The sequence below is a fragment of the uncultured Dokdonia sp. genome, from assembly GCF_937910895.1.
Classification (GTDB): Bacteria; Bacteroidota; Bacteroidia; order Flavobacteriales; family Flavobacteriaceae; genus Dokdonia.
The window spans coordinates 14,979-28,348 of sequence record NZ_CALEMI010000050.1; the positions used below are offsets into that span (position 1 = coordinate 14,979).

8 protein-coding genes are annotated in these 13,370 nt (G+C 37.3%); all 8 read right to left on the minus strand.

The window, feature by feature from the left end; translation table 11 throughout:
* Positions 1-13 precede the first annotated feature (13 nt).
* Genes Q0505_RS05790 through Q0505_RS05825 form a run of 8 tightly spaced genes read right to left on the minus strand, consistent with a single transcriptional unit; the run spans position 14 to position 13,366 of the window.
* Entirely contained in the window at positions 14-1,450 is a 1,437-nt protein-coding gene (locus Q0505_RS05790; protein ID WP_299210097.1) for a tail fiber domain-containing protein, read from the minus strand.
* Between the two features lie 5 nt (positions 1,451-1,455).
* The gene (locus Q0505_RS05795; protein ID WP_299210099.1) at positions 1,456-2,865 is read right to left on the minus strand and encodes a tail fiber domain-containing protein; all 1,410 of its coding nucleotides are present in this window, start codon (positions 2,863-2,865) and stop codon (positions 1,456-1,458) included.
* A gap of 10 nt (positions 2,866-2,875) precedes the next feature.
* A complete protein-coding gene (locus tag Q0505_RS05800; protein ID WP_299210101.1) occupies positions 2,876-3,079 on the minus strand; it encodes a hypothetical protein in 204 nt (67 codons plus the stop codon).
* Positions 3,039-3,668, minus strand: coding sequence for a hypothetical protein (locus Q0505_RS05805; protein ID WP_299210103.1), 630 nt, complete (start codon positions 3,666-3,668; stop codon positions 3,039-3,041). The genes Q0505_RS05800 and Q0505_RS05805 overlap by 41 nt, the downstream gene beginning before the upstream one ends.
* Positions 3,669-3,709: 41 nt before the next feature.
* Complete coding sequence (locus tag Q0505_RS05810) at positions 3,710-5,758, minus strand: PQQ-binding-like beta-propeller repeat protein (RefSeq protein WP_299210105.1); 2,049 nt, start codon at positions 5,756-5,758, stop codon at positions 3,710-3,712.
* Positions 5,759-5,775: 17 nt separating this feature from the next.
* Complete coding sequence (locus Q0505_RS05815; protein WP_299210107.1) at positions 5,776-7,584, minus strand: hypothetical protein; 1,809 nt, start codon at positions 7,582-7,584, stop codon at positions 5,776-5,778.
* Between the two features lie 24 nt (positions 7,585-7,608).
* A complete protein-coding gene (locus Q0505_RS05820; RefSeq protein WP_299210109.1) occupies positions 7,609-11,169 on the minus strand; it encodes a hypothetical protein in 3,561 nt (1,186 codons plus the stop codon).
* Positions 11,170-11,179: 10 nt separating this feature from the next.
* Complete coding sequence (locus Q0505_RS05825) at positions 11,180-13,366, minus strand: hypothetical protein (protein WP_299210111.1); 2,187 nt, start codon at positions 13,364-13,366, stop codon at positions 11,180-11,182.
* Positions 13,367-13,370: the final 4 nt, after the last annotated feature.

Genomic DNA, 13,370 nt, shown 5'->3' on the forward strand with positions numbered 1-13,370 from the left:
AAATAGTTTGTCCTTAATTCATTACGGTTTCGGTTTGTAATATGCGTTCTATTTTTAATAAACGGTCGTTCACAGACGTTTTATAGTTTTCAAAATCACCAGTGAGTTTCTTTTTTTCTGCTTCCAATAGCTCTATACGTTTTAACAAAGCCTGTGTAGCACTTACGTTAAGCATACTGATTGCTTCATAGTCTACGGTATGAAAATTGGATACTTGCTTTCCATATACAAAAACCTGTCCTTCTTGATTACTTGCCACTTTTATCGCATTTCTCTGAATCTCTAATACGTCAACAAGGGCTTCTTCTTCAGTAAAAATGAGTTTTACTTTATCTCCTACCACAAGGTCTTTTGTATTAGTGTTTATCCAACCGTCTTTGATCGTACTTAACGCATAGATATTTGGAATCACATCAGTAAGGTTACTACTCACTGCCTGTGGATATACTTCTTTTACTTGTTGTGCAATCACTTTTTTATGCGATTGATTTCCTTTAGAGATCGTATCGATCATCGTGTAATCGGTAACTTCAATTTTAGAAAGTGTTTCTAAGTCTTTTGAAGCATTACTCACTCCAAAAATATTTTTAATACGAGCATCAGAAAATGCATTAAATTCTTCTGCTGCTATGCGATTAGAAGCATATATCGAGTACTTTTCTGTTACTTTTCTGGTATTATCTATTCTAAAACCAGTTTGTTGTCTTCCATGTAATATAAAATATGAGTAATATCCTTGATATGCTACATTTGACAAGGTATTTCCGGAAACGACTAATTTTGCTTGTGTAGGTGTTTTGCTCCCTATCCCAACATTTCCTGTTCCATTAATACGCATGACTTCTCTAGAAGTACTTGTATTGTATTCCCACGTATCAAAGCTAATATCACCCGAATTACCACCACCATTTGTTCCTGATGCTACAAGTGTTCGCATCCCTATAAAGTTGGTTCCCTGATGACCAAAACTTACTTTAATGCCACGATTTTTAATGTCATGTTGGTCTTGTGGTTGAACACTCGAACCTATAATACTATTTTCTTTCACATCTACTATGATTTTAGGTATTGTAATTCCAATTCCTACATTTCCATTAGATCTTATTACCATTTTATCTTGATTATCAACACGAAATCCTATAAATCCATTAGGGTCAGATTTTATATTAATTAAAGACTGTATACCATACACGTGATGTAGAAATCCATAGCTTTTAGCTCCTAATGCGTTTTTATGTGAAAAACCTGCCCAATTTTCACCCAGACCTACATCTCCAAGAAATACTCTGTTAATGATTCCGTTTCCTTGTACCTCCAGTTTCTGAGTTGGAGTGGTCGTTCCTACCCCGACATTTCCATTAGGTAATATTGTTAAAGCATCGGTTTGGGCTACTACAAGACCGTTCATTAGTACTAATATAAGGGTAGCTACTATAGATGATGTTTTCATATCATTTACTTTAAATTGTTAAATAAGATTTCTAATTTTTCGATTCTAGAAACAGAAGTATTCAGGTGGTCTTCGAGTTGTTTTTGCTTTCGCGAAAGCGTTACCTTTTCCTTTTCCAACAACTCAATACGTTTTAATAACGCCTGTGTCGCACTCACATTAAGCATGGCAATCGCCTCATAATCTACCGTATGAAAATCAGATACTTGTTTTCCATAGACAAATACAGATCCTTCTTGATCACTTGCCACTTTTATAGCATCATCTTTAATCTCCAGCACTTTGACTAAAACTTCTTCTTCACTAAAAATGAGTTTTAGGTTGTCCCCCACCACAAGATCTTTTGTGCTCGTATGAATCCAACCATCTTTGATGGTACTTAATTCATATATATTTGGAATCACTTCTATTACATCTGTAGTTACAGCTTGCGGATACACTTCTTTGACTTGTTGGGCAATGACTTTTTTATGGATTTGATTTCCTTTGGTAATGGTATCAATCATCCTATAATTAGTGATCTTAATTTTGGAAAGCGTTTCTAAGTCTTTTGCTGCATTACTCACTCCAAAAATAGTTTTAATACGAGCGTCAGAGAAAGCATTAAACTGCTGTGCTGCAATACGATCTGTAGCATATATAGAATACGGTATTTGATCACTCCCACTTGCTACTCCTGTACCTTTTTGATAATAAGCAAACCATTGAAATTTACCTAGTTTATATTTCGCATTTCCCGAAACGACTAATTTTGCTTGTGTAGGTGTTTTGGTCCCTATTCCAACATTTCCTGTTCCATTAATACGCATCACTTCTCTAGAAGTACTTGTATTACATTCCCACGTGTCAAATCCTATATCCGCAGAATTTCCACAGGCATTGGTGCCAGGACTAATGATTGTACGCATTCCTACAAATTCTGACCCTTGATGTCCAAAACTTACTTTTGTCCCTCTATTGGATACATCATGTTGACTCACGGATTGACCACTGGAACCTATGATACTATTTTCCTTCACATCTACTATGATTTTAGGGGTTGTCATTCCAATCCCAAAGTTTCCATTGGAGTGTACTATTATTTTATCTACATTATTTATTCTGAAGCGTATGGATTTACCTAACGAAGCATTGAGAAAGGTTTCTCCGTCATTTCTATGTAACAATGCATAATGTGTCTGTTGATTCCCAAATACCTTATGATTGAAAGATGCATGGTCACTTCCCCAATTTGCATTTCCTAGAAAAGCTGATGAACCTTGTATATTACCATTAACCTCCAGCATCTGAGTTGGAGTGGTCGTTCCTACCCCGATATTCCCATTTGGCAAAATCGTTAAAGCATCAGTTTGGGCTACGATAAGACCATTCATTAATACTAATAGTAGGGTCATTACGATAGATGGTGTTTTCATATCATTTATTTTAAATTATTATTAAGAACTCTAATTTTTCAATTCTTGTGATAGAAAGACTCAAATAGTCTTCTAGCTGTTTTTGCTTTCGCGAAAGCGTTACCTTTTCCTTTTCCAAAAGTTTTATACGCTGTAACAAGGCTTGTGTATCACTTAAACTAAGCATATTGATGTTAAAAACGTGTATTGCCTTGAAAATGATGTCTGTTTTCATGAGAATTCCCGCTTCCTTGTGTACTTGTTGTTTGACGAGTACTACCGTCCCAATGCGCTGGATGTCTACCTTTACTATCGCGGTCATAAGAATTTCCCATATCTCGTACACCTGTAAAAACAGAGTGCGAATGGCGAGGCATTTCTGCCACAGTCAACGCAACCCTTGCTTGTCCTCTGGTATTATTAACAGAATAGCTTTCGCCTGCGTCCACGATAAACTGGTTTCTCAAATCTGGAGTATCATTGTTTCCATTACAAATAGCCCATCCTTTAGGAATTGTTGTAGTATCTCCATGCCACATGATAATAGTGCCTTTTGTAATTAAATCATTATTGTTTTCTTGAATCTTCCCTCGTGTTGTATTTATAATACTAGTTACAGATAGTTGTTGTGCTTGAACTGTTCCTTGCGCATTTATATTCCCACTTACACGTATATTTCCATTTACATCCAGTTTTTGAGTAGGAGTCATTGCCCCAATCCCTACATTTCCATTCGGTAAAATCGTTATCGCATCGGTTTGTGCCATCATTTGATTAGTAAACACTAGAATGATCAGATATGTTATTTTTTGTATTGTTTTCATAAGAGTATAGGTATCATAAAATGTTTGCTAGTACTTAGAAATTAATTTCCCGTTTTAAAGGTTAAAGAAGCTCCTTTAGAAACGGAAAAACCTGGCTTCAATCCCATACCAGCTCCAGAATACAAAATTGTATGTACGGTAGGAAGCACCTTAAAATTAGTAAGCGTAATGGTATTTGTTGCACGATATACGGTATTGGTATTTAATCTAGAGAGTGTAATATCTCTCTCTTTTAACTCCTTTGCGGTGATGGCAATCACATTATTAGCAGTGATTGTATATAAGGTTCCGTCGGGAGCTAACACAAGGCTTTTTCGAATATTTGTGTTTATGGGAGCGGTAAAGCTATGAGCAAACTTTTTATCGTAGGTGAATCCAACGACTCTCATAGGTGTTTTAGTAAGCGTATTATTTACGACATAAGGGTTAGATACATAGATGTTTGAAGACTTATCGGTGACTATAATAGAGGCATTATCCAACACTTCCGAATCTGCAAAAACCTGTACGTGATTAGCTTCCTTCGTATCGTAACGAGCTATTTTTTTATTAAACACAAAAAACACATTACCATCCCCATCGATTGCAGGTTGGGAGATGCCTGTATTTATACTTTGCCCAGATCTAATCGTTTCTGGACTTGTTAAGCTTTCTGATTTAATGCCAAAAACTAGAAGCCTATTCGCATTGTCATAGCCATTAAGCACAAAAACTTTTTCATTTTTCTGAGTCACTGGAGCTGGGATGTAAAAGTTATTTCCATTTTTGTAACCTCCTAATAGTAACTCCGAAGTATCTAAGACACTACCATCTGTATTGTCTAACATGACTAAGCGACCTGCTTCTTGTCCAGATTTCGTATTCACGTTAATAAAAAAGGCTTTGCTTTCATCTTGACTCAGCGATACGGGACCATTACGCTCATTGGTTTTTTGCTCATATTTCCAACGTAGTTTTAATTGTGGATACGCAGAGAGTGCTACAGTACCCTCAACTGAAGTAAGATAGAGTGTACCATCATATCCTAAAGTAGCATCATTATTTATAGAGGTAATCTGATTATTGGTCACCTCCGAAAGGGGTTTACTGCATAAAATTGCGCCCGCATTGTTGAGATCTAATACCGTTAATACGTTGGAAGCAGAAATGTAATATAAGCGTCCCTGTTCATCAATTAAAGGTCTGGATTTAATGATATTATCTACTGCCTGAGACCATAATACATCTCCTCTGGCATTCAGCTGTTTTACTTTAAAAGGTGTATTCCCAGAAGCCGCTTGTGTAAAAATAACAGGTTGGTTTTTATAAATAGCAATCGCACCCGTTGGGTCACCGCCTACCAAGAGATCTTTAGATGCGTTAGGCAACACCCTTACTGAGGGCTGAGTGATGGTTGTATTGGTACTCCAATTAAGATAACTATCGTGTTGGGCATTACTAAAAGGCTGTGCCCAATCTGACCGAAAAGGAAATGGATCTACCTCATATTGCACTATTAATTTAGGCTTCTTGGAAAAAAGACCTGGGTTTTGCGAAGTAATAGAAGAATAAAAGGATGTTTTTTTTCCCTCTTCTGGTGATCGTGCAGCTAGTGATAATACTTGATCTGGAATGCTAGTGAGTGCCTTAGGGTTAAGCTTCATATTGATAGAAGTCGAGTTTTTCTTCACCACATCACGACCTATCGGTTTATTTGTATTGGTTTTTATAGCCCAGCTTAATACAGAGCTACTAAGACTAGTTTCTTTTCCTGTCCAAGTATTGGGTCCTTTCAATACCGTTATCGTATGTGTTGAAAAATCGGATGTGTTTTCATTGGGTACAGTATATAGCCTTACATCATACCTATTTGCCTTCGTAAATTGTGGCAAGTGATTAAGATCAAACTTAAAAAAAGATTTTGTCGTTTCATTTCCGCTGTTATCAGCAAATACTTCTAGGTTGTTGTCATCTCGTTGAGGGATCGCTGTATCGACCTCAGGTAGCACTACAGTATATCGAGTTTGCGATAAAAGATCGTTTGATATTGCTGCCAAAATCACAAAAAGAAAAGTAGAAATATGTTTTAAATATGAATATCGTTGAGACATAATATATATATATTTAATTATGATAAAATCAATGTTTGACTGGTTCTTACAGGTATCCAATAATATAAACTTGAGTAGGTAATCCCCACATCACCTTCATTGGTATAGACCATAAACCATAGACTCCCTTTAAAATAAGCAGTAACCACATACGCATTGTCACTAGTATCAAAACTTCCTGCTTTTGTAGATTCTGTGAGATTACTAGTATTATAAAATCCGTTCCTAAGATTTATTTTATTAAAATACCTTTTGACATTTTCCCTATCGTATCCCCCTATAGTAGCGATTCCTGTAGATTGTACGGTATCTCTACCTATGAATGCTAATCCCGAAGACAAATAAGAGTTGTCATTAATAGAAAAAGGTTTTGATGTACTCCAATAGATGCTGGTCCACTTGTCATTTTCAAACGTCCAGATATCTCCCGTTTCTCTTCCACCTATCTCAGAGAATCCCCCTCCTAACCAAAGTGCTTTTTTTGCTCCCACGTCATCCAACTGCACTGTAATTCCGGCAAGACAACGGGCGTCCCAATCCATGGATGCTGGGATGTTATTAGTTTGTGCAATTCCATTTTTATTCAAATTATTCCAATCTTTTCCATTACCAGACACCCAAACATCCTCTAGTGCATTCCCATACTCATCAACACCTCCTAATAACCAAATCTTATCAACGCCTCCGTGTGGGAATATAGCACACGAATGTCCCATCCGTGATTCCCAAGGAAGATCAGACATAACGCTCACTTTATTTTCTTCACTATCCAAATTAATAATGGCGACGGCATTTTCACATTCCAAAGGTTTTACATAACTCCCCCCAATAAAAAGGATACGACCATACACTTCTCCAACGCGTCTTAGATGTAGCATAGGCGACGTCGCAAAAGGTTTTATAGCCTCTTTATCATCTTCTGATAGCTGTATAGATTCCCAGTGTCCTGAAAACCCTTCTGAGGTATATCCTATATGATCAATCACTGCATGATTACCTTCTTTTCTAAGCATCAGACTAAAAAGGTAATTTGAATTCTGACTCGCACAAAAGTTTCCTATGACAAGAGGACTTTGAGGATTTGCTTTTTGAGATAACATAGAATTGTCTAGCGCTCTTACTTTTATTCCTTTTGTGACGATCGCATTTCCTTGTGTAACTTCTAGAGTGTACAAATGATCTCCAATACGAGGTACCGTCTTATAGGTTCTGTTTTCAACCCCACTTCCTTCACCCGAATCCAAAACCGTAAGACCTTCTAATAATTTATAGGTAAAAGTGTCTCCTTTAATTTCCCATTGTAAGGCTACCTGATTTACATCCCCTTGAAGTACAGAAGGATCGGCAGTAAAAGAAAGGATTTCTAGTTGAGTTTGTTCTTTTTGTACTTCAAAGTTAATCGTATTTGAAATGACATTTCCCCCGTCATCCCTATTGTTTTTATCTTTAAAAGTAATCTTCAAACTCGCTGTTAAACTATCTATCGTAGCAGTCTTTGCGTGTATTTTTAGATCTATAAAAGTATATTCATCACTAAAATGTTTTGAAAAACGAGAGGATTGTGTATCAAAATTAGTGTCATCATGTCCTAACGTTACAATTTCTATAGGTGTGGTTGCATGAATCCCATCATCAGGCTTCTGCCCATACAGTATACAAGTCATTTCTTTTAACGCATCTCCCGTTGCAATACTATCAAGCCCTTCTATTGTAAAAACACCCATCAAAAGAATCTCTTTTAGTGACTCTCTGGACATACGTATGTTAAGATCTACTGGACTTCCTGGAGTCACCGTATTGCTACTACCTGTCGTTATATAACTCATATTATGATCTTTATATATTATTCTTTATTTTTTTAAATGATCTAGCGTTAACCAGCCTTCATAGAGGTGTTGTTTTTTAAAACTAGAGCGTTGTTTATTTTTTCCTTCGGCAATCTGCTGACTCGTTTCCCACGTATTCACATCCGATTTATGTGTCCACTTCCAACCTGTGTTGATACTTGTAGGAATGGGAAAACCTGGATCTACTTTATCTGCAATAAAAGGAGCCACCATAAAACTTGTTTGTAATGATTCTAATAGACCATTGGTGCTATGTCTAAATAGTTCAACAAATTTTGAAGGTAGTATTCCTGATGATAACTGCACACCTGCAGAGGCATCAAGTAGGATCGTTACTTTTTGAGGCTTTTCTCCAAGTGACAACTTTAACGGAGTGCTTTTATTAAAGTAGGGTACGCTTTCGCGAAAGCGGAATTCTGGATCATCCAAAGGACTATTCAGAGGAGCATATAAACGAGTATAATCATCATCAGAAAAATAGCCCAACACTCCGTCATTTTCTATAGAAAAATCTCCTATAAACAACGGAAACTTCATCGACTCAATCCCTCCTGAATTTTGCTTACCAGATTGATCCCACCGTTGATTGAACGCTGGTAATCCCAACAACTCCATACCTACCGAACATCTAGCCAACGCGATAGGCTGTCCAAAAAGTAAGGCTATGGTATTATTTTGTACACCTCTTGCCTTTGTTAAACTCTCATGAACTTTTTGAGCAAGATTCATAATTCCTGAAACAATACTTCCTGCATCTATAGCGTCTAGTAATTGCTGTAATTGTACGTTGTCTGAAAGATCGGCGGTTTGATCTGTTCCTGGAAAGGGAAGTTTTGCGAGTGCCAGTCCTTGTTCTTGACTAAAGTCTTCAGAGATCTGTAATCTCACTACCCCACGTCCCCTATGGTCATATACCATAATGCTGTTATCCATAAAATTAGGAACTAGCCATCCAAAAATAGGTGTATCCAACATTCCTGTGTCTTGATACATCACCTCATCACGCAGATTTAACCAGTGAAATTGTAATCTACTCGGTTGTAGGATCCGAGGTGGTAAAGGGATGAGCGTATTTTTAGTAGCTTTTACACCTCCCATGGCTACAGATTCTGTGACAAAATTGTTTAGATTTTTGTCTTTATCATCTATTATTTTTCTTTCTTGTCCAAATACATCAACAATAGAGAGTTTTTTGATTTCTAACATTCCTGACCTAAAAGGAAAAAACCGATGAGCATCTGTGTGATCAGACTTCCCTGGATTACACCCTAAAACATAGGCTTCACTCCCTATCAGATCCAATTCTTTCTGATCAATCTCAAAATCGGTTTCAAAATTATAATCTACATCGGGTGTGTATTTAAATGGGGGTAATTGAATGCCTGGCAGCTGCATTAAAAGATGTTTATTCAACCCACTTAAAGACTGAGCAATCAGATTCAATTTTCCATATTTATCTATAATTTCCTCTGGAACTACCTCTTTTAAATTGGCAAAAACAGCATTAGAAAATGGGCTTATTCCTTCAAAATCGATACTTTTAGAAGTGGTTTCTGTTGACTGATTCTTAAATGAAATACCATCTTCCAACGTCCAATTAGTTGATGCTTTCAAAAGATCAAAACTTTCAATACTATCTTCACTAGGTGTATACTCTGCTCTCCAAGTCATAAATAAAGGCGTCCACGCTTGCGTCCACCGTATGATAGAAAAAGGTTCTGGCACCTTGCTATTTGAATCCTTTACTGTTGGATGTTTTTGTTCTTTAACGACAACTTCTTTCGCGAAAGCTTTTATAATATCACTCGTTCTATCTCGCTCCATCTGCGCTTGCTTGTACGCTAGAAAGGCAATATCTATAGCCAATGCGTGATCTAACAATAGGGATTCATATACTAAATCCTGAATGATCATATACGGTATGGCTTGAGAGGATAAGACATCTATCTCTGGTACCGAAAAAGAAGTTGTCGGAATGGTCACAGGAATAGAACCACTAGGGTGCGGAACTTCTAGGTGCAATGCGTTTAAGAGTTCTTCTTGTGTACGACATTTAATCTTTGCATCAACGACTTGAAAGGTGGGTCCGTCTGTATCACCTATACCATCGCCACATAGTAATAGTACTGGGTCATTAGGTTCCCAAAAGCGATCTTCTAATTTTTGAGTCAGCTCAAAATCTGCATCAGGGCCTGATAAATAGGGTTGTTTTTTTAACTTGATGATAAGATCATTAATTTCTTTAGTAAGAAGATCTACATCTACTTTTTTACTTATGATCAGCTCTAGATTACGCTTCCTAGATTCTTCGAAGCCAAAATCGTCAATAGTTTCATTTCCGATCGTTTTTAAGGCTTGTTTATACCATAGGAAATAATGTTCTTGTTGCAAGCGATCAATATCCTCAGATAGGGTGTTGACTTGTATTTGCTTATGATTTATTTCTTTAAGATTTGCGAGAAATGCTGGATCATCTGGAAAATGGATTCGGCTTTCTTTATCTTCCTGAAGCTGCTTAGTATCGGCTTCTTTTCGGAGTACTTCCCATAGTATATTCCTATCCTTAGGCACAAAACTTCTGTGATGCACTGCTGTTTTTATACTGGAAAGACTCGGTTGACTTCTATCATCTTCCAGAAGTTGATATTGCAGTGCATTAAGCAACGTTTCTACAGCAGGGTCACCAATGTTTGAACTTTTTGTAATCTGAGCGCTTAAAGACTCTGCCGCAGTATTTCCTGCATATACTTGCACATCTCCTAAGGGAACACCACTCGATTGATTTTTGTTCCACTTTAGACTGTGTAGCGTTGTATGAAAAATACTAGACGTTGGATACGTTTCAGCATTTGTGCTCCATTGTTGCTGGATCCACTCCAATGTTTTTTGTGTCTCCGAAGTACTCCCTGATGCATGTAAAGGATCTATAGCTGCATCACTATACCAACCCGTAACGATATAAGTAAACGTACTTCCTACGTCAGCTCCCTCCATATCATCATGAAAACCGAATACATTTTTACATCCAGGATAAAAGGATGCAAATAGTGGATTGACTGCTCCTACAGCTTGTACTAAGGGAGTTGTCTCACTATTTGTATAATCTGCAGACCAAGGGGTCGATTTTCCAATATTTTTAAAACCTAATGTATTATTTTCAAGAACGACCCAATTTGGAATGGGGTCAGGAGTATTTCCTTTATACTTAATTTCATTTTTGACATCACTTTCTACCATCCATATTTTTGAAGGAATGTCCTTTAATCCTTTATCAGTTTGTAGTCGTATGACCATCCATCGGTTGGGGGCGTACGGAAATTGCATTTCGGCGTCTTCATTAACAAAAGCATGCTTTAATGCTTTAGGAAGCGTCCAATGCAGATGCACCCCTTTTTCTAGTGTCATGGTTTTATTGATCCTAGGTTGAAGCCTGTCTCCTAAAAAACTCTGGTCATAGTTTTCCATTCTGGGACGGAGGTCAGCAAGTTTTTTCTGCGTATCACTTAGCACTAACGCTTGCACAGATATAGGAACCAATAATTTTGAATGTATCTCTTCTGCCATCTGTTCTTTTTTAACTAACGTTCATAGTTATGGTGATTTCACGTTTTACAGGACTATCTACCATTTGATAGGCAAATTCTGCAGCTGTAAAATGAACCTCTTTGTCCTCATCCATCTTTATCCAATCTTTGGCAGTCAACTTTTGTTTCATAAGGCTGGCGAGTCCTGCAATGTCTATAATATCATTTTTGATCAAGCCATTATTGAGTTCGCTGGTCACATCGGCAGTTCCATCCATAATCTCCAAATTAGATCCGTCTTCATTTTTTAGATTTTTTTGATAAAGAGTAGCTTCTGGAGAATTGGCATCCATTTTAACCCCAAAATGAAGTCCTTCAAACGGTTGTCTAACGGTTATAGAAGCAATATTACCATTAAAGATACCTAAAAAAATATCGTCATCTATTCGTTCAAATCGAAGTGCAGGAAGTAGATTATTGTCGATGTCATACGCTAGTATTTCGAGACCCCGCCAACCTGAAACTATGTCTGAACGCAGTAAAAAGCCTGTTACATTAAGTACTCTTACATCAATATCTTTTGTATTTTCTTTTGATTTTTGATCTACGTATCCATCAATAAGTCCTTCACTAATCACCTGCTCTAGAATACTATCTGTATTTTTTAACCTTCCAATACTTAATGCGCCATCAAGAAGTGCTTCTATCCAGTTTGGATCGAGATAAAATACAGCCATCGTTCCTGAATAGGGTCGCTCCTTTCCTAGATGTTCTTTTTCTAAATAAAATTCATGCGGTACGAGATAAGAAAAAGGAACACCGTTCAATTTATATAATTCGGTTAAAAACGAGTGTACTTCTTCTGGAATGGCTGCTGTTGTATTGGGTTCTATTTTTTCCGTACTACTTGTTGATTCCCCTAAAAACTGAATCAATTTATTCTTAATAGAAATACCTTCTTGATTATTAATAATACTATTAATCGTATCTCTTTGGGACTTTTCAGCCTCCTGCTGTATTTGTGCTAATCGCCAAGCGCCTAAAGCTTTGGCATATTCTTGATTTTGTAGTCCGAGAATGCGTCCTAATTGCCATGCCGCTGCAAAAGAAACGTCAAAAAATCCTGTCGTTCTATCGTAACGCAATGCACCATCTGAAGCTGTAAAGGAGATCTTTTTTGAAGTGGCTGGAGATAATCGAGGGACAAACGGTCCTTGATACCAAGAGATGGTTGTAGCGCCTGCACGTGTTACATGGCCTAAAGGCGCATATCCAGATTCAAAATAGGTTTTCAATTTAGCTACTTCAGTAGGTTGCTCAATTTTCATGGGCTTCATCTCAATACCATTGACCAATTGTAAAAAGTTAGCTTCTCCTGAATTGTCAAAATTCCAATGTGCCAAAGCAACTAATCGGACGGTATTTCCTGTTGGAATGGACTTCTTTTTAACGGCGCCTTCCAAATAATCTGCATAGCCTTCCAGAGATACTACAATCGCAGTATGACTTTTTCCTGAAGTCAGTACTCTATTTCCTACCAATACAGAAAATAGTCCTGTATCATGTTCAGGTTCAGTATCCACAATACCTTCTTTATCTTTATGTTTGATAGAGACTTCCTTGGCATGCGCCAAAAAAGAAAGGCTTTCCATAGAAGGAATGTAGTTTTCAAACTGCTCTTTAGTGATATCAATAGTAAAGCAGCCATCGGTTTCATTTTCCCATTCCATTAATGTTAATTCCGCTTTCGCGAAAGCGGACTCTTTAACAATCTCAGGGCGCGTTATGGTATCTGGAGATGAAGGCGTAAGAAGATCTTGTACGCTTCCCAAATTGATTTTTAAGGATTGCATCTCGTCTTCATCAAAAAGTAATAATGCCATCCAAGGAACGGGTTGTGAAACTTTTGGGTTTTGTTTTTCCTCAGGCGTGTCTTCTCGTTGAAATACGGGAGGCTTCCCGTCTATAGTTCGCTCCCAAGGAAGTGTTCTTCTGGAAAAAATGACATGAGGTAATTGCCCTGTATAGTTACCAGATCTGTTGGCAGGTGGATATACCGAGTAAATATCTGTAGCGTTTAGGGTAAAGCGAGCGGCATCCACTCCAAAATCAAACGTTTTTGTAATCTCCTGTACGGATGTCTTATTTCTAAGAATATTTTGATTTACACCAACCTGATATACTCCTGCAACCATAGGAGGTAAAAAACATTGTACTATTTTGGTGATTTCGCTCATTAAT